The organism is Myxococcus guangdongensis, from assembly GCF_024198255.1.
Classification (GTDB): Bacteria; Myxococcota; Myxococcia; order Myxococcales; family Myxococcaceae; genus Myxococcus; species Myxococcus guangdongensis.
Genome location: NZ_JAJVKW010000002.1, coordinates 810,301 through 828,786 on the forward strand (window position 1 = coordinate 810,301; position 18,486 = coordinate 828,786).

12 protein-coding genes and 1 pseudogene are annotated in these 18,486 nt (G+C 70.4%); 9 read left to right on the forward strand and 4 right to left on the reverse strand.

Annotated elements, in window-relative coordinates; translation table 11 throughout:
- Window positions 1-57: 57 nt before the first annotated feature.
- Window positions 58-717 (forward strand): annotated as a pseudogene (gene sitA6 / locus LXT21_RS08105) (SitA6 family polymorphic toxin lipoprotein).
- A gap of 1 nt (window position 718) precedes the next feature.
- Window positions 719-1,462 (forward strand): SitI6 family double-CXXCG motif immunity protein, encoded by a 744-nt coding sequence (sitI6, locus tag LXT21_RS08110; RefSeq protein WP_254037505.1) that lies wholly within the window; start codon window positions 719-721, stop codon window positions 1,460-1,462.
- 83 nt (window positions 1,463-1,545) lie between these two features.
- On the opposite strand, the gene LXT21_RS08115 is transcribed toward sitI6, so the two are convergent.
- Window positions 1,546-2,025, reverse strand: coding sequence for an SRPBCC family protein (locus LXT21_RS08115; protein WP_254037506.1), 480 nt, complete (start codon window positions 2,023-2,025; stop codon window positions 1,546-1,548).
- Window positions 2,022-2,360 carry an ArsR/SmtB family transcription factor gene (locus LXT21_RS08120; RefSeq protein ID WP_254037507.1) on the reverse strand — a complete coding sequence of 113 codons (339 nt, stop codon included), beginning with the start codon at window positions 2,358-2,360 and terminating at the stop codon, window positions 2,022-2,024. The genes LXT21_RS08115 and LXT21_RS08120 overlap by 4 nt, the downstream gene beginning before the upstream one ends.
- A 227-nt stretch (window positions 2,361-2,587) precedes the next feature.
- Between LXT21_RS08120 and LXT21_RS08125 the strand changes: the two genes are divergently transcribed.
- Window positions 2,588-4,651 (forward strand): thaumatin family protein, encoded by a 2,064-nt coding sequence (locus LXT21_RS08125; protein WP_254037508.1) that lies wholly within the window; start codon window positions 2,588-2,590, stop codon window positions 4,649-4,651.
- Window positions 4,652-4,661: 10 nt separating this feature from the next.
- Here LXT21_RS08125 and LXT21_RS08130 read toward each other — a convergent pair whose 3' ends face one another.
- Window positions 4,662-5,468: an alpha/beta hydrolase family protein gene (locus tag LXT21_RS08130; RefSeq protein WP_254037509.1), complete on the reverse strand. Its 807-nt coding sequence runs from the start codon at window positions 5,466-5,468 to the stop codon at window positions 4,662-4,664.
- 289 nt (window positions 5,469-5,757) lie between these two features.
- On the opposite strand from LXT21_RS08130, the gene LXT21_RS08135 reads away from it, so the two are divergent.
- Window positions 5,758-7,197 carry a glutamine synthetase family protein gene (locus LXT21_RS08135; protein ID WP_254037510.1) on the forward strand — a complete coding sequence of 480 codons (1,440 nt, stop codon included), beginning with the start codon at window positions 5,758-5,760 and terminating at the stop codon, window positions 7,195-7,197.
- Here LXT21_RS08135 and LXT21_RS08140 read toward each other — a convergent pair.
- Window positions 7,194-8,438 carry an APC family permease gene (locus LXT21_RS08140; protein ID WP_254037511.1) on the reverse strand — a complete coding sequence of 415 codons (1,245 nt, stop codon included), beginning with the start codon at window positions 8,436-8,438 and terminating at the stop codon, window positions 7,194-7,196. The genes LXT21_RS08135 and LXT21_RS08140 overlap by 4 nt on opposite strands.
- 339 nt (window positions 8,439-8,777) lie before the next feature.
- On the opposite strand from LXT21_RS08140, the gene LXT21_RS08145 reads away from it, so the two are divergent.
- The 5 genes from LXT21_RS08145 (at window position 8,778) to LXT21_RS08165 (ending at window position 18,357) form a co-directional block, all read left to right on the forward strand.
- The gene (locus LXT21_RS08145; protein ID WP_254037512.1) at window positions 8,778-10,310 is read left to right on the forward strand and encodes a hypothetical protein; all 1,533 of its coding nucleotides are present in this window, start codon (window positions 8,778-8,780) and stop codon (window positions 10,308-10,310) included.
- Between the two features lie 262 nt (window positions 10,311-10,572).
- A complete protein-coding gene (locus tag LXT21_RS08150) occupies window positions 10,573-11,064 on the forward strand; it encodes a hypothetical protein (RefSeq protein WP_254037513.1) in 492 nt (163 codons plus the stop codon).
- A 5-nt stretch (window positions 11,065-11,069) separates the two neighbouring features.
- On the forward strand, window positions 11,070-11,735 hold the full coding sequence (locus LXT21_RS08155) for a hypothetical protein (RefSeq protein ID WP_254037514.1): 666 nt from the start codon (window positions 11,070-11,072) through the stop codon (window positions 11,733-11,735).
- Between the two features lie 95 nt (window positions 11,736-11,830).
- Complete coding sequence (locus LXT21_RS08160) at window positions 11,831-13,648, forward strand: sigma 54-interacting transcriptional regulator (RefSeq protein WP_254037515.1); 1,818 nt, start codon at window positions 11,831-11,833, stop codon at window positions 13,646-13,648.
- Window positions 13,645-18,357, forward strand: a complete 4,713-nt coding sequence (locus LXT21_RS08165) for an nSTAND1 domain-containing NTPase (protein ID WP_254037516.1) — start codon at window positions 13,645-13,647, stop codon at window positions 18,355-18,357. The genes LXT21_RS08160 and LXT21_RS08165 overlap by 4 nt, the downstream gene beginning before the upstream one ends.
- Window positions 18,358-18,486 lie beyond the last annotated feature (129 nt).

Consider the following 18,486-nt stretch of genomic DNA (forward strand, 5'->3'; position numbering starts at 1 on the left):
ACGAAGGCAGGGGACGGTGGCGCAGCGTCTTGATTGCAAGGCATGCTGCGCCGCCCCATGAACGTTCTGAGAGTTGTTTGGCTTTCGGCGCTTCTCGTTGCGTGGTCGGGCTGTGCAACCTCAGGGAAGCAGCCCATGCAGGAGGCTTGGGAGGCGGCGGAGCTCGAGTGCGACACACCGCTCGACGACCAGTGAGTCACGCTTCTGTGCCTGGGTGACACCTGTGGCTTCTACCCGTGCGACCGGGACTTCGGGCAGATAGAACTGGCCCGATTCCCGCCGGCAGCCGCGGCGGCACCAGGTTCTGGCCCACGGCGGAACTGGGGTGGCGGCCAGCGGCTCCCCAAGGGTTGGGTGATGACGTTCCCCAACTGGAACGGCGCTCCCGAGAGAATCATCCCGCCCTCACACCAGCTTCCTTCTGGGAGATGGGAGAAGCACCACTTCTTCCCGCAGGAGGCACGGCTCAAGGAGTGGTTCGAGCGGCAAGGCGTGAAGATTCACAACTACACGCTCCCCCTCCCATACGAAGTGCATCGGCGGATTCACCAAGTCGGTGGGCCGGGAGGGCAGTGGAACGAGGCCTGGCGGCAGTTCATCAGAAGCAACGCCTCCGCATCGCCAGAGGAGATCTTCAAGCACGCTGGCGAGCTCATCTACCGGTTCCAGCTCACAGGCGGACCGATTCAATCGCACTATTCACGACCTGGGACGTGAGATGGACCGATTCTACTGGTTGGACGAGGACCAAGCTGCGGCCACCAGGGACGGTGGGCATGTCGATGCTTCGCATCGCTGGGGGCTCCCTGGCCTGCTGAAGTGCCCCACGTGTGAGAAGGGTTGGGCTGCGGCGGGCCACTACTACCCTGGAGTCGACCTCACGCCACTCGGGGAGAAGGAGCGTGAGTTCCGGAAGGCGCGGCAAGAACCATTCGATGAACTCGCGCGACTCAGGGCGCTGGTGTTGCCCCTTGCGCCACCGGGTGCCCCTCTGCCGCCTGGGACGACCTTCGGCCCATTGGTCGGCAGATGCAGTGGTCAGCTCCCTGACTTCACCTGGGTCGTTGATGAGCTGTTGCTCCATCGCAGGGTGCTCGATGGCCTCCAGGCAGGAGGAGTCCGAGGCCTCGATGCTTTTCCTACGGAACTCCGGTCTCGCCAGAAGTCGCCACCAGACGTCTTGGAGATGCAGTTAGCCCACCGAGGGCAGCTCCATCCGGATTGCATTCCGGACGAAGTCTCTCCGCCCTGCACGACCTGTGGGCGGTTTGGGCTCAAGCGCCCCGATGAGCCCATTCTGGACGCGTCGTCACTGCCCTCCGACCTTGACCTCTTCCGGGTCGGGAACTTCGCGACGATGGTCATCTGCACCGAAAGATTCCTCGACGCCGTGAGCAGGGTCGGGGGCGACGGACTCAGCTGGCGCGAGTTGCCGGTTCGAGCGCGCACCACGGCGACATGAGCATCTACGACTGCCTCCTGAACTGATGAACGACTCCCGCCCATCACCTCACGTGGCGGGCGGGAGTGCCCAGCCTTGCGCGACTACGGCTCGCGCGCCAACAACGCGTCGAGCGCGCGGTAGCTCTGATTGAGGCCGTCCGCCATGCCGGAGGCCGCCATGCCGTCGCGCTCCTCCGTCGTGAAGAAGAACGACACCGCCACCACCTTCGTGCGCCCGTCCCCCAGGTCCTCCAGCGTCGTCGTGTTGAGGATGACGTAGCCGGGCATGCCGTCCCATTCGAAGGTCTGCACCAGCCGCTCGACGGGCGTCACCTCTCTGAAACGCCCCTCGAAGCCGTGCTCCTGTCCATCCGCGTGCTCGACGAAGCGCCAGTGGCCTCCCCGCTCCACCTCCAGGCGCTCCACCACCAGCTTGTTGCCCCGCCCCCACCACTGCGCCACCTGCTTCGCGTCCGTCATCGCCTTCCAGACCCGCTCGCGCTTCGCATCGAAGATGCGCTCGACGCGAATCTCGCGGTCCGTCGGCTGAGTGACGAGTGCTTCCCTGAGTGCCGTGTTCATTCCTCTTCCCCTTTCGTTCGCGCGAGGAACTCGCCGAGCCGGTCGAGCCGCGCTTCCACCAGACGCCGATAGCCATTCATCCACGCCACCTCGTCCTCGAGGCGACATGGCCCTAGCCGGCAGGTCCTCACCCGCCCCTGCTTCTGCGTGATGACCAACCCTGCTTCCTCGAGCACGTGCACGTGCTTCTTCATGCCCGTCAGGGTCATGTCGAAGCGCTCCGCCAGCTCCGTGATGGACGCCTCGCCCTGGCCCAACCGCTCCAGGACGCCCCTGCGCGTCACATCCGCCAGCGCTCCAAACGTCGCATCGAGTCGGGATTGATACTGAACCATATAGTTCAGTTTAGCAATGGCCCTCTCTCGCGCAAGTCCTGGGGCGCGAAATACCTGGGCAGGCAGCGCGTCAGCCCTGACTCGGCCACGAAGGTGAGGCGCGCGGCCTGGGGAATCAGGGGCCCCGGGTTCGTTCGCGCGCGTGCGAGCGGCCGACGCCCCGAATCCTTGGGCTGGATGCGTCCGCCCACTACCGTCGCGCGACAGACCTGACTGAGAGGCCCGTCATGGCGTCACGTCGTCTGCTCATTCCCGTGGTGTCGCTTGGACTGGCTGTCGCGCTCGTGGTGTTCGGCACCCTCCAGGGCCGCGAGCCCACGGACACACCCACTCCAAGCGACGCGGGTTCATCCGCCTGCCCGCCCGGCTTCCGCCCCTTCACGCTGACGAACCAGGCGAGCCAGACGGTCTGGATTGGACAGACCGCGGGCGCGGCGCCTCCGCCCTTCACCTGCACCACGGACAGCGACTGTGGGCCGAACCAGTCCTGCGTGAACCCGGGATGCACCAGCTTCGCGGATTGCAACTCGGGCAACATGTGCGACACGAATACGGGACAGTGCATGGTGGCGCCCGACTCGGGCTGCAATGGCGGCGCGCCCATCGTCACCGTCGACCTCCCCACCGCGCTGTGCACGGGCGCGGTGGAGGTGCCGGCGTGCAACGACTGCGGCACGGAGGGCTGTGACTCCACCACGGGCCTGTGCATGTGCGCCGACGGTGGACAGGCCTCCTGCCCCAACGGCACGACGTGCTCCACCCAGGTGCAGGAGTGCAGTCTCGCCAACGGAGGCAAGTGCTACTTCCAGTCCGTCGTCCCCGGCGAGAACCAGGCGTGCAGTTCGTCCGGCGACCCGTGCCCGAGCGGTCAGTCCTGCACCGTGGCGCTGGGGCTCTGTCAGTACCCGAGGACGGATGGCGGGGTTCCGCTCGATGCGCTGGAGTTGACGGCCCAGGAGTCGACGACGCTGTGCATGCCCTCGTCGCTGCCGCCCGCGTTCGCGAACCTTCAACCGGGAATGACGGCGTGCCTCCAGAACTCACAATGCCAGAGTGGCCGCTGTCTGCTCGCGGATGGCGGCAACCTCACGGACCCGGCGACGCAGTGCCCGGAGGATGGCGGCGCCTCGTGCATGTGTCGGTCGCCCATCGGCTGGAGCGGCGGCCTGTTCGGACGGCTGGGCTGTCAGTCCGATGGCACGGGCTGCCTGAGCGCGGACTGCGGCAACGCGGCCGGCATGCCCTGTCCACTCGGCAAGGGCGGAACCAATCCCTTCACGGCCGCGGAGTTCACGCTCCAGCCGAACACCGTCGACTTCTACGACGTCACCGTCATCAACGGAGCGAACGTGAGCCTCCAGATGGGCCCCAGCGGTGATGGAGGCTTCGCGGCGCCGACGCCACCGTCTCCGTACTCCTGTGGCACGGCGGGCTCCACGAGCGTCCAGGGGAACAACACCACGGGCCTGTTGGAGGCGTGCTCGTGGAGCTTCGCGCCCGACACGAGCGCGGGCCTCCCCGCCGACTACACCGCCCTGCTCCGGGCCGTCGTGCTGCCCGCCTGTGGACAGGACAGTGACTGCGGCGCGGGGACGACGTGCGCCGGCGGCGTGTGTCAGCCGACGTGGACGAAGTGCGGTCCCACGTGTGCGAACGGACAGGTGTGCGGCAACCCCAACAACCCGGACGCGGGCTATTGCAGCACGTGCACGTCGGACAGCGACTGCGCGGGAGACGGAGGCACGGCCGTGTGCGGCACGGCGTTCCTGCCGGGTGTCGGCGGCACGTCGCCGCTCGTGCAGACGTGTGGCCAGTCCATCGGCTGGTGGTCCTATGAAGACCTGTGCTCGGCGAGCACCACCTTCGGCTACGGGCCGCTGGACTGCAACCAGACGATGACGGTGCAGACCCAGAGCGGCGCCGTGCAGGACACGCTCACCAATCTCTTCCTGTGCGCCGGCAACTTCGGTTCATCCTGCTACAACAGCAACGCGGACACGCCAGCCTGCTGCGGCTGCGCGACCTACCCGGGCAACGACGCGGGGAGCTTCTGGCCCACGCTGCTGGAGCCCGGCAACAACCCGAGCCAGCAAGGCCAGGGGCAGTGCTACGCGAACAACCCGGCGTGGGCGCAGAACGTCCAGCCCTGGCTCGCGTTCCTGAAGAAGGCGTGTCCCACGGCGTACACGTACGCCTATGACGACGTGACCAGCACCTTCACGTGCATGAGCGCGGGCACGGGCGGCACGAACACGGTGGGCTACAACGTCGTCTTCGGCGACGTGAACTGAAGCGCTCGCGTCACAGCAGCGAGCGCACGGCGTCGACGACCTGGGCCCACTCGCGTGAGCGTGGGTCCACGACCTCGAAGTGGCCCGCGCCGGGGAGCACGACGCAGCGCACCTCGTCCCCGTGCGCGCGGCCCCGCGAGCAGAAGTCCGCGCTCATCGCCACGGGGACGGTGTCGTCCTCGGAGCCATGCAGGAGGACCTGGGGGACGCCGAGCGGCTGGAGCGCGGCGGGTGAGGCGCGCTGGTAGCGCAGGGGCACCTCCAGGGGCGAGCCCCCGAGGAACTGTCCCGCCGCGTTGTCGCTGAGGCCCAGCTCATAGGCGCGCGTGACATCAGCCACCCCCGCGAGCGAGACGACGCCGAGCGGCCGCAGCGGCGTCGGGCTGTAGAGCGAATTGCCCGAGGGCAGCCGGGGCCGCGCGGCGAGCCACAGCGCGAGGTGACCTCCGGCCGAGTGGCCGAGGAACACGACGCGCGACAGGTCCAGGGGATGCGACTCCGCGAGGGTGCGCAGGAAGTCCGCGCCGAGCGCGACGTCCTCCAGGGTTCCGGGATAGCCGCCACCCTCGTGGCCGACGCGTCGGAACTCCAGGCTCCAGGTGGCGAAGCCGCTCGCGGTGAGCGCCGCGCATGCGTGGCCCAGGTGGCCCAGGTCGTACTTCGCGCGCCAGAACCCGCCGTGGATGGCGATGACGACGGGATGCGGCCCCGGCCCCGAGGGAAGTCGCAGCTCTCCGAAGTGATGCGTCCCCGGCCCATAGGGGATGCGCGCATCCGGCGCCGGAGGTGCCTCGTCCAGAATCCACATCGAGCTCATGCTCGCATCTTCGAAAACCACCCCGACGCTCACAAGAAACTACCCCTCCCACCCCCAACCAGGCAGGCAGGCTCCGGAGGCCTCCAAGTGTCCACCGGAGGTCATCCCAGAGCCTCCAGCGCCCCTCCAGAGTGTTGCCCACCATGCTCTAAAGCTTTTTGGACCAATCTTTTAAGCTTCACGACACGGAATTTAGGCTTGATTTCCCATCTCCAAATGTAAATACCTGCGCCCACGGATTCGAAATCACCGCTCTGGCGGTGACGACCGGCCTGGAGGCACGGAACACATGGAGACGAAGGGGCTGCGGACGTTCCTGGAGATTCCCTACGACGAGCTGGAGGAGCGCAACCTCAAGGTGAAGGAGCAGCGCCTCCAGCACGTGTCGGCCGACAAGGTCCGCGAGGAGCGCGTCAAGTACCTCACCGACGAGCGCAACCTGAAGGCCGTCACCGTGTGCTTCACCGACCTCGAGGGTCGGCTGCACATGCTGGACTACGACAAGAAGTTCCTCCTCAAGAGCGCCGACAACCTCACCTTCGACGGCTCCTCCATCCGCGGCTTCTCCCAGCAGGCGGAGAGTGACCTGCGCCTCAACGTCGACTGGGGCTCGTTCTACTGGCTGCCCTCGGACATCTTCGGACCCGGCAAGGTGCTGGTGTTCAGCGAAGTCCTCGAGCGCGACGGCTCGCCCTACCACGCCGACATGCGCGGCCAGCTCAAGCGCGTCACCGAGGCGCTGTACCAGAAGGACGGCACCGTCTTCCACGCCGCGCCCGAAGTCGAGGGCTTCCTCTTCAAGGGCCGCGACGCCGAGCGCCACTACCACGAGACGGGCAAGTTCGACTTCATCTCCACCGGCGGCTACTACCACTCGCTGCCCGGTGACCCGCTGCGCGCCTTCATCGACAAGGCCGCCGAGGCCCAGCGCGCCATGGGCTTCCAGAACGAGAAGGACCACCCCGAGGTGGCCCCCAGCCAGTTCGAGATGAACTTCTCGTACAGCGAGGCCCTGGTCTCCGCGGACCAGATCCAGCTCTACAAGCTGCTCTGCCGCCAGGTCGCCGCGCAGATGGACACCACCGCCAGCTTCCTCCCGAAGCCGGTGACGGGCGTCAATGGCAACGGCATGCACATGAACATGTCGCTGTCGAAGAACAACAAGAACCTGTTCTACGACAAGGCCGGCCAGGACAACCTCAGCCAGATGGGCTGGGACTTCATCGACCGGCTGCTCACCAACGCCAACGACATCTGCCTGGTCCTCAACTCCAGCGTCAACGCGTACCGCCGCCTGGACCCGCACTACGAGGCGCCGAATCAGATCAAGGCCAGCGCCAACAACCGCGGCGCCATGGTGCGCATCCCCTACGGCAACGAGCGCTCGGCCCGCGTCGAGTGCCGCTCCGTGGCCCCGGACGCCAACCCCTACCTGGTGCTCTACACCCTGCTGCGCACCGGCCTGGAGGGCCCGCAGCCCCAGGAGGACGCCGAGTCCAAGCGCAGCCGCACCCGCTTCCTGCCCGACAACATCTTCGACGCCGTGCGCCTCTTCAAGGGCAGCTCGTTCGTCGCCAACATCCTGGGCGAGAACGTGCAGAGCAAGTTCGCGGAACTGAAGACCGCCTCCGCCGAGCGTTGCCCCAAGCAGCTGGGCACGCGCGTGAAGACGTCCGAAATCCAGTTCCACCACGAAATCACCAACCAGTACCTCTGGAGCCAGTTCTAGGCCCTCGGCCGGGACAGGCCCCGTAGCACCAGGCCCGCCACCACCGCGCCACCGGTGGTGGCGGCCTCCCGCAGGCTCGCGCCGAACGCCACCAGCGTCAGGCCGAGCGCGAGCGTGGGCACCGCCAGCACCGCATGCCACGGCGTCAACGCGCGCTCCCGTCGGAAGGAGAGCCACGCCAGCGCCGCCGCCGTGACGCCGTACTGCATCAGCACGGCGATGCTGGAGAGCGCGAAGAGCTCCGACAGGTTCCCCAGGTTCACGAACACCAGCACCACCGCCCACGTGACGCCCAGCGCCCGCACGGGCACGCCCTTGGGTGACATGCGCTCCAGCCCCAACAGCGTCCTGTCCCCCGACGCGAGCGCGGACAGGTAGCGCGGCGTCGTCACCATCATCCCCACGCAGATGCCCAGCGCGGACACGCTGGTGCCCATCGCCACCACGCGCGACAGCCCCGCCCCGCCCCACACGCCCGCCGCCGAGGCCAGGGGCGCGCTGGACGAGGCCAGCTCCGGCAGCGCCGCCACGCACGCCCAGACCAGCCCCACGTACAGGAGCACCGCGCCCAGGAGCGAGCCCACGGTGGCCCACGGCACGCTCCTCTCCGACGAGCGCACCTGCCCGGCAATCACCGGCACGACTTCGAAGCCCTGGTACGCGAACATCACCGTCAGCCCCGCGGGCAGCCACGCCCCCGCCGTCCACGCCACGGGGCTCGCCGCGACGGGCAGCGGCCCCGACAACGCCACCGCGACGAAGGCGACGAGCAGCGCCCCGAGCGGCAGGAGCTTGAGCACGGTGAGCGCCGTCCACGCCCTCGCCGACACGCGGATGCCCGAGGCGACAATCGCTCCCAGCGCCGTCACGAGCGCCGAGGCCAACCCCCGCTGTCCCCACGCGCCCTCGAGCCCCAGCGACGGCGCCACCGCTTGCGACAGCCCCGCCACCACCGCGGACGTGCTCAGGAACGCGCTGACGTAGGCCACCCAGCCCACCAGGAAGGCCACCCGCTCACCGAAGGCCGCTCGCGCGAACACCACGGGCCCGCCATCCGCGTCGAAGCGCCGGCCCAGCACCGCGAACGCGAGCGCCACCGGCACCAGCGCCAGCCCCGTCACCGCGAACGCGAGCACCGCGCCCAGGCCCGGCGTTCGCGCGGCCACCTCCGCGGGCGCGAAGAAGATGCCCACGCCGACGATGCCGTTGACGCCCAAGGCGAGCAGCTGGAGCGGACCCACGGTCCGTTCCTGCGCCACGGAGGAGACAGCGGGAGAGGCAGGCACGGCGGGGAAGTTCACTACAGCCGGGCGCCCGACACCAACCCACCGCGTCAAGGAGTGCCCGCCGAACGCTCGCTCTGCGGACGTGGGGGCGGCGGCCATCGGCTCGTCCCCGTCGACGGGTGCACAGCCAGAGCCTCCTCCGAGCGGGCGCGTGTCCCCCACCACACGGCCCGTCCCCACCGGCTGGGGAGGTGACTCCCCCCGCGATATACTCCCCGTGTACCCGTCGTTCCCGCCGCGGCTCCAGCTCGAGACACCGCGGCCCGGATGCGCCTGGGCTGCACGGAGGAAGTGATGCGTCGAATCGGCTTGCTGATGGGCGTCCTGGGGTGTGCGGGGTGTACCACCCTCACCCGGGGGCTCGACACCCAGTTCAACCCCGAGACGGGGGAGTACGAGACGCCCACCCACGAGACCGTGTACCTGGCGCCCCCCGAGGACGCGATGATGATGGCGCGGCGCGTGCTCGAGGAGCAGCGCTACGACGTGATGGAGAAGGAGGGCGGCCTGGAGCTGTTCTCCTCCGCGCACGAGCCCGGCAAGAACCGCAACGGCCTGCGCAACCACGAGCGCTACTACGTGAAGGGCGAGCGGCTGGGGCCCCGCCAGACGCTCATCCGGGTGTTCCGCCTCAGCTACTCCGAGATGGAGAACCTCATCGAGGAGACGCCCAAGCAGATTGGCGACATGACGAGCCGCGACAGCCAGCTGTCGCTCGAGGAGACCGAGCACGCGTTCGACGCGAGGTCCGAGGCCCACCTGAGCGCGCCTCCCGCGCGGCACAACGCCCTGCGCACCATCGCCATGCGCAACCCCTTCCCCAACGCGCCCGGCCTGGAGCGCTTCCGCTACGTGCGCGGCTACCGGGACCTGGACGTCGAGCAGACGCTGCTGGCCCGGATGGAGATGGTGCCCGCGCTGGAGCTGGTGGGCGGCAACGCGCCGGTGTCCATGCGCTCGGTGATGATGGAGGGCTGGGGCGAGGCGGGCGATGCGTCCAGCGCAGCCCCGGATTGCGGCGAGCGGGTGGAGGGCGCCACGTCGCTCTTGTCGGCCGGTGGGGTGGTGCTGATGGCGGACCCGCTGGGCACCCAGGAGCTGCCCTCCGCGGCGCTGCGCATGCTGTGCGAGGCCACCGCCCAGGGGCTGCCGGTGACGCTGGCCCTGTCGGTGCCCGCCTCCGAGCAGCCGCTCCTGACGCGCTACCTCGCCAGCGAGGGCACGTCGCAGGACGCGCAGGAGCTGCTCCGGGAGAGCGCCTTCTGGCGCCGCGCGCACCAGGACGGACGCAGCAGCCGCGCCATGCTGTGGCTCGTGGAGCAGGCCCGCCGCCTGCGCGCCTCCGGCAAGGACGTGGCGCTGGCCGCCATCGACGCGGACAAGGCGCAGGGCAACGAGCGCGAGGCGCAGCTCGCCGGAAACCTCCTCGCCTTCCAGGCCCAGCGCGCCCAGGCCTGGACGCTGGTGCTCACCGGCAGCGTGCACGCGCGCACCTCGAAGGTGGACTGGGACGGCGACCTGGAGCCCATGGGCGCGCGCGTGGCGAAGGCGCTGCCCTCCGTGCGCGCGCTGGACGTGGGCTTCCAGCGCGGCACCCAGTTCGCCTGTCGCTACAGCGTCTGGGACGACGTGGAGTGCAATGTCTTCGGCATCAGCCCCACGCTCCAGGCGCGGCAGTCCTCCAAGCAGCGCCCCGGCGTGGCGCTCGCCAGCGAGGCGCGCGCGGATGGCTTCCACGGGCGGCTGTACCTGGGCACGCTGAACGCCTCGCCCCCGGCGCTCCAGTCGCAGAACCACGTCGCGCACAGCGCCCCCGCGCGCAAGTAGTCCGCTCGCGTCCGAGGTTTCCGAAGCCCCGGTGCCCGTGGTGGGCCGGGGCTTCGTCGTCTCCACCGGCAAGGTTCGCCGGCCCTGGCAAGGCTTGCCGTCCGACTCGCGGGGAGTACGGCAAGACTTGCCGTGCCCGCGAGGCCGCTCCGGGCCGGGACTGCTTGGCACTCGCGTTGCTCTTCCTCGCGGCCAGCACGTCACCCCAGTTTGCGCATGACGCGACAGCTCGAGGGGGACGCGCGCGACGAGGAAGACCTCCATGACGAAGAACCTGTTCAAGCAGTCCGTGGCCGCGCTCGCGGTGCTCGGTGCGATGCCGACGCTCGCCGGTCCGGCGACCTACGCGGGCTCGCTGTGCACCTCCGTGTCGGGCTTCAGCGCGCCCAGCATGTTCCGCAGCGGCCGGCTCATCAACCAGACGGGCAGCGCGCTCGAGGTGGTGTGCCCGGTGCAGCGCAACGTCACCATCCCCGGCTTCAACGAGACGGTGTCCTTCCTCGTCACCGCGCGAGACCCGCACCTCACCGAGAACGTGTGCTGCACCGCCACGGTGACGGAGTCCGACGGCACCGCCCTCGCCTCCGACACGGGTTGCACGGCGGGCGCCGACACCGCGAACCCGAAGACCATCAGCCTGAGCGTGCCGACGACCTTCGCCTCGGTGAGCGGCTTCATCGCGCTGCGCTGTGAGCTGCCGGCGCCCTACTCCGGCTTCAACTCCGCGCTCTCCAGCTTCTACATCTCGGAGTAGCCGCCATGTCCAAGGTCCGCTGGGGAGTGCTGGGGTTGGCGGGAGCCGTCGTGCTCACCGCGGGAGTCTGGAGCTCGAGGGGGGACGCGCCTGGGGGAGGCGCCACACCCGTGGAGGCCGCTCGGGCTCCCGCCAACGCCCCAGCGGACCTGGAGCGGGAGGTGCGCGTGCTGCGCGCGGAGCTGGAGTCCTTGCGTCAACGGCAGGGGCGCCTGGAGCAGCCGCCGTCGCCCGTCGCACAACCGGCGCGCGAGGACGTCCCGGTCGAGGAGGACTCCGCGCCTTCGCGGGAGGCCGCGCTCGTCGTGTACGAGCAGCGGCGCCAGGAGCGGGTGTTGGAGTTGGAGGCGGAGCTGGAGGGGGCGATGAACACCGAGCCTCGGGACACGGCGTGGGCGGGCACCACCGAGTCGCTCGTCACGGAGTCCTTCCGGGGGAAGGACTTCGCGGGCTCGCGGCTCACCCGGGTGGAGTGCCGCACCCACCTGTGCACGCTGGAGGTGGAGCACGAGGGGAACGATTCCCAGGCGGAGCTGCTCGTCTCGCTCTCCCGTGTGCCGGGCCTGCGGGGACAGACGGTGGTCCGCCCCCACAACGAGGGGGGCCGTGTGACTTCGCGCGTCTACCTGTCTCGCGCCGGTGAACGCCTGCCCATGACGCTGCGCCGGTGAGCAGGCTGCGGTTGGGGTTCATGTGGCTCCAGCTTTCCAGGATGCCCACGAGTTGCCCGACTCGACACGGGCGTGCCAGCATGGACGCCCGCTCGATGTCGTCCGCTCTGCCTCCCAGCGCCCGAGACACCCGTCCCATCGGCTCCGGCTCGGAGTCCGCCGAGACGAGCGCCGCGTACCTGTTGGTGCTGGAGGGCGAGTCGTCGTGGCGCTTCCCCCTGCCCGCGGAGGGCGTGGTGCTGGTGGGGCGCGACGACAAGGCGGACCTGCGGCTGAAGGACGAGAGCGTCTCGCGCCGACATGCGCGCATCCTCGTCACGGACGAGGGGCCGAGGGTGGTGGACCTGGGCAGCCAGAACGGGACGAGCCTCAATGGCCGCCCCATCGACGACGCCCGGCCGCTGCTGTCCGGGGACGTGGTCTCCTTCGGCGCGGTGGTGGCGGTGGTGCGCGCGCGGCATCGGCCCATGCCCGCGCGGCGCGCGTTGGACTCGGAGCGGTTGATGGGGCGGCTGCGCGAGGAGGTGGAGCGCGCGCTGCGGTATGGCCGGCCGCTGACGGTGCTGGCCCTCGCGCTCGGCGAGCAGGGGGGGCGCGAGCTGGTGGAGGCGGTGCTGACGTCGGAGGCGGGCCCCGCGGAGGCGGCGGGCTGGCTCGACGCGGGGCACCTGCTGTGGCTGCTGCCCGAGGTGACCGGAGAGCCGGGCGAGGAGGGGCTGGGCGAGCGCGTGGAGGCGCTGTTGTCCGCGAGCCCTCGCGCTCGGCTGGGCGCGGCGACGTGTCCGTCGGATGGGTGTGACGCGGAGACGTTGGTGGCCGCGGCGCGCACGGCCGCGCAGACAGCGGCGCCGGGAGGCTTCGCGTCGGCGGCGGAGGGCGTGACGCGGCTGGCGCTGGCGGAGCGCGTGGTGCTGGTGGCGGACCCGGCGATGGCGCAGCTGTATGCGCTCTTGCGCAGGCTGGCGGCGAGTGAGCTGCCGGTGCTCATCCGGGGAGAGACGGGCGTGGGCAAGGAGAACGCCGCGTTCGCCGTGCACCATTGGTCCAGGCGCGCGGGCGGGCCCTTCGTCCCGGTCAACTGCGCGGCGTTGCCGGAGGGGCTGGTGGAGAGCGAGCTGTTCGGCCACGAGCGCGGCGCGTTCACCGGGGCGACCCATGCGCGCGTGGGGTTGTTGGAGAGCGCGCAGGGCGGCACGGTGTTCCTGGACGAGGTGGGCGAGCTGCCCGCGTCCGCGCAGGCCAAGCTGCTGCGTGCGTTGGAGGTGCGTCGCGTCACCCGCGTGGGAGAGACGCGGGAGCGGCCCATCGACATCCGCGTGGTGGCGGCGACGCATCGGGACTTGGAGGCGGAGGTGGCGGAGGGGCGGTTCCGACAGGATTTGTACTTCCGGCTCGGGGCGGCCACGGTGCTGCTGCCGTCGCTGCGGGAGCGGCCTCGCGAGGTGCCGATGCTCGCGCGGGACTTCCTGGAGCGGGCGTGCTCGGCGCTCGGGCGTCCGGAGTTGGAGCTGGCGTCGGGGACGATGCATGCGCTGTCTCGGCATGGGTGGCCGGGCAACGTGCGCGAGCTGCGCAACCTGATGGACTACGTCGCCGCGGCGGTGACGGGGAATGTCGTGGAGCCGCACCATCTCCCGGCGCGCATGCTCGGCGGAGGACGGGGGGTGTCGGGGGGTGAGCCCGTGGCCCCTGACGTGGCTCCCGTGGAGGCGCCCCGACGCGCGCGGCTGCCGCTGGCGCAGGAGATTCGCGAGCTGGAGCGACGGAGGATGCAGGAGGCGCTGGAGGAGGCGGAGGGCGTGCAGACGCGCGCGGCGGCGCTGATTGGGATGCCCATCCGGACGTTCTCGTTCAAGTTGAAGCAGCTCGGGCTCCAACCCCGGGCTCCGCGCCGGGGCCCCCCCACGGAATGAGCACTCCGCCCGGGCTGCTGGAGCCTCCCCGCGAGTTCGAGGAGTACCAGGTGCTCCGGCCGCTCGGGCGCGGGGCGATGGGACAGGTGTTCCTCGCGCGCGACACGCTGCTGGACCGACTGGTGGCGGTGAAGTTCATCGCGACGCCCGCGGGACGGTTGCCGGACGCGGGGGCTCGGGCGCGCTTCTTCCAGGAAGCCCGTGCGATTGCGCGACTGCAGCACCCCAATGTCGTCGCCATCCATCGCGTGGGCGAAGTGCGTGGACAGCCCTACCTCGTGTCCGAGCTCATCCGGGGCGAGACGCTGGACACGCTGAGCTTGCCGGTCGAGGGGAGACGGCTGCTGGCGCTCGCCATCGGCTTGGCGCGAGGGCTCGCGGCCGCGCATCGCCGGGGCGTCCTGCACCGGGACCTCAAGCCCGCCAATGCCATCCTCTCCGAGGACGGTGAGGTGAAGCTGCTCGACTTCGGGCTGGCGGAGGCTTGGTCGGGTTCGCACACAGTGGCTCAAGAGGGGCCGCGCGCGACGCCCGATACGGACCGGGGAGCGGCTTCCAGGAGGGACACGCGTGTCGAGCCGGCGCGCGACGAACGCCGTCACCTCGAACCGGACCGTGCGGCTCGCACACCGGAGGTGGAGACGCGGCCGATGGCTCCGGCAGTGCCTCACGAGGGCGTGCCGGCGTCGGCCGTGGAGACGCGGGTTCCGCCCGCGATGAGTCCTGGCCTCATTGAGCCGGCGCATCCAGGAAAGACACAGGACCCTGGTGCGCCAGCACATCCGTCGATGGTGATGGGAATCGACGGGCCGTCGCATGACGAGAGAGCTCGGGGCCTCGGTGGGCCACCTCGACCTGCACTGCCACCAGTCCCTGGCGAGCTGGCGTCTCCGTCAACGACGGTCGAGCTCGATGGGCCACTGCATCATGGGTGGACTCAGGACCTCGGCGCGCCAGCACATGCGTCGATGGCGATGGGAATCGATGCGACGGCGGAGTCTGCGCGCCTGTTGGACCGCGAGGCATCGCCGGGACACGGAGGGCCTGAGCAGCCACCATCGGCTCTCGGCGCTCCACCGGGCAGCGGAGCGCGAGCGATGGCTCCGGACCTCGATGGGTCCCCGCACCGGAGGATGACTCCGGGTCTCGGCGCGTCAGCGCATCCCGCGAGCCCTGGGGACGACTCGGGGCCTGGAGGAGCCCGAGACGGTGTCGCTCCCGCGCCGCGGCTCACCGTGCCCGGCACGCCGCTCTATCTCGCTCCCGAGCTCTGGCGTGGCGAGCCCGCAAGTCGCGCCACCGACATCTACGCGATGGGCGTCATGCTGCACGAGCTGTGTACGGGCGGCGCACCCCATCAGCACGTGCCTCTCGCGGAGCTGGGCCTCGCGGTGACAGCGCGACGCCCACCGCTGCTCGAGGGACAACGGCTCGACCTGCCTGCTGGCTTCGCGTCCGTGGTGGACCGCTGTCTCGCACTGGAAGCAGACCAGCGCTTCGATTCGGGTGATGCGCTCAGGGAAGCACTCGAAGCCCTGAACCTCCCCGCGCAGGCGACGCCCCTCCCCTCCGGCAATCCCTATCGCGGACTGCGCGCCTTCGAGGCCGAGCACCGCGCGGTCTTCTTCGGTCGCGAAGCGGAGCTGCGTGAGGTGATGGACCGCCTTCGTGGCGAGCGCTTCGTGCTGCTCGCCGGTGACTCTGGTGTCGGCAAGTCCTCGCTGTGTCGCGCGGGGGTCCTTCCCGCGCTCACCGGTCCCGGGAGTGACACCTCGTGGGACATCGTCTCGTGGGCACCGGGGCGACGCCCCTTGGAGTCCCTGGCGGCGGCGCTCGCCCCGACGCTCGACGAGAGCCCGGATGTGCTGCTGTCACAGGTGGAGACCGAGGAGCCGGGCGCCCTGGCTCGCGCGCTGCGCAGGCGTCGCAGGAGCGCGCATCCGGTGCTCCTGTTCATCGACCAGCTCGAAGAGCTCGTCACCTTCTCCGAGCCGTCGCAGGTCACCCGACTCGCCGAGGAGCTGGCGCTCGCGCTGCACCGGGTGCCGCGCATCCGCGTGCTCGCCACCGCGCGCAGCGACTGTCTCACCCGACTGGTGGCCCTGCCGGGACTGGGCGATGAGCTGCCTCGCGCGCTCTACCTGGTGCGCGCCTTGACGGAGCGTGGACTGCGCGACGCCGTCGAAGGTCCCGCGCGTGCGCTCGGCGTGCGCTTCGAGTCCACCGAGCTGGTCGATGCGCTCGTCACCTCCGCCACGCGCGCCGAGGGCGGACTGCCGTCATTGCAGTTCGTCCTCGAAGCCCTCTGGGAAGCACGCGACGTCTCTCGTGGCCTCATCCCGATGGCCGCGCTGACCGCGCTGGGCGGCGTGGAGGGCGCACTGGCCCGGCACGCGGACGCGGTGGTGGACCGACTGAGACCCGAGCAGCGACCTCGGGCGCGAGAGCTCCTCCTCGAGCTGGTCACCTCCGAGGGGACCCGGCTGCGTCGCACTCGCGACGAGCTGCTGCGTGGGTCTGATGACGACGCCGGTCGCGCGGTGCTGGACGGGCTCGTTCGCGGTCGACTGCTCACCGCGAGCGAGGCGGAGAGCGGCGAGGGTGTGTACACGCTCGCGCACGAGAGCCTGCTGACCCACTGGGACACGCTGCGCGGCTGGCTGGGACAGGACGAACAGCATCGCGCCATCCGCCATCGACTCTCGCGCGCGGCGACGGAGTGGGAGCGACTGGGGCGTCCCCCGGAGCTGCTCTATGCGGAGCGACAGCTCTCCGAGGCCGCTGCCGCGAACGTGCTTCCCGGCGCGCGCCTCCAGCAGGACTTCCTCGCGCGCTCCAGACAGGTCGCGCGCCAACGCCGCGTGGCTCGCTGGGCGGTGGCCATCGCCGCGCCGCTCGCGCTGCTGGCGGTGGTGGCCGTCACCCGGGTGCAGTCACGTGCGCAGCTCGACTCACGCATCTCTCAGCATCTGAACGAAGCACAGCGACATCACGACGAAGCGCGCGCGAAGGATGCGCGAGCCCAGCAACTGAGACAGGACGCCTTCACCCTGTTCGACACGCCGGGCCCCCAGAATCGCGAGGCCGCCGAGACGCTGTGGACACAGGTCCAGGAGGAGGAGCTGGCGGTGGAGACGCTCAGCCTCCGAGCCCAGGCCGCGCTCGAGACGGCGTGGGGCCTGGACCCCGGGAGCACGCGGTTGAACGAGCTGCTCGCGGACCTGCTCGCGGAGCGCGTGGAGCGCGCGGACCGGCAACGACAGCCCGAGGTCCGCGCACAACTCCTCGCACGGCTCGCCGCCTATGACACGGGAGGGCAGCGACAGCGCAGGCTCGATGCTCCCGCGCGCATCTCCCTTGTCACGTCCCCTCCAGGCGCACGGGTGACGTTGCTGGATTCACGCACTGGCTCCACATCGACACCGAGCGCGGAGAGCCCGCGCCAGTCGCAAGCTCCCGCGAACGGGGCGAACACCGCGCCGTCGGCAGCGGGCCATGCGAACCTCGCGCCTCCTGCCTCGACACCGAGCGCGGAGAGCCCGCACCAGGCGCAAGCCCCCGCGAGTGGGTCGAACATCGCGCCCGTCGGCGCGTCGTCGACAGCGGGCCATGCGAACCTCACGCCCCCTCCCTCGACGCCGAACGTGGAGGGCCCACACCATGCGCGGGACTCCGCGAACGACACCGCACAGTCTGGCTCCATGGGTGCCTCGCGGAATCAGCCCTCCACCGCGCTCCTCGGCCTGACACCGCTGCGAGAACTCTCGCTCCCCGCGGGCTCGCACCTGCTCCTCATCGAAGCGCCCGGCCGCGTCCCCGTGCGCGTCCCCATCCTCCTGCGCCCGGGTGAATCGCTCTCACAAGAGCTCACCCTGCCGGAGCCCCCCCAGGTCCCCGAGGGCTTCGTGTACATCCCACCCGGCCGCTTCCTGCAAGGCGCCGCCGAGAACGCGTACCTGCGCCGCGCCTTCTTCTTCGCCCCACCTCTCCACGAGGTCGAGACCGGCGCGTACCTCATCGCCCGTCACGAGGTGACCTTCGGCGACTACATCGCCTTCCTCGAGACCCTCTCCCCCGAGGAGCGCGCCGCGCGCATGCCCGGCTCCCGACGCCGGCTCACCGTGGTGGACCTCTCCCGCGAACCGGATGGCCGCTGGCGCCTCAACCTGCGCCCCGCCTCCGCCAGCTACAGCGTCCTCGACGGCGAACCCCTCCGCTACGGCAAGCGCGACCGCCGCGCCGAGCAGAACTGGCTGCGCTTCCCCGTGTCCGCCATCTCCTTCGAGGACGCCCTCGCCTACGTCACCTGGCTGGACCACACCGGCCGCGTCCCCGGCGCCCGCGTCTGCACCGAGCACGAATGGGAGCGCGCGGCCCGAGGCGCCGACGGCCGCCGCTACCCCTCCGGCGACTGGCTCTCCCCCGACGACGCCAACCACGACGTCACCTACGGCCGCGAGCCCTGGGGCTTCGGCCCCGACGAAGTGGGCAGCCACCCCGGCTCCCGCAGCCCCTTCGGCGTGGACGACCTCGCCGGAAACGTCTGGGAATGGACCCGCTCCAGCGTGGACCCGTCCAAGCCCTCCGCCCAGGGCGGCAGCTGGTACCAGAGCGACCTCACCGCGCACTCCGCCAATCGCGACCGCGTCGAGCCCACCCAACGCGAGGCCCTCACCGGCCTGCGCGTGTGCGCCACGCCTCGGCCCTGAAGGCCCGGACACGGCAACCCTCGCCACACTCCGGCAAGTCTTGCCGGCATCCCTTGCCACCTCGGCCCCATGACGCACCCCGTGTCCCCTGCCCCATCCATGGCATGCCGGATGCTCTACCGCACCGCG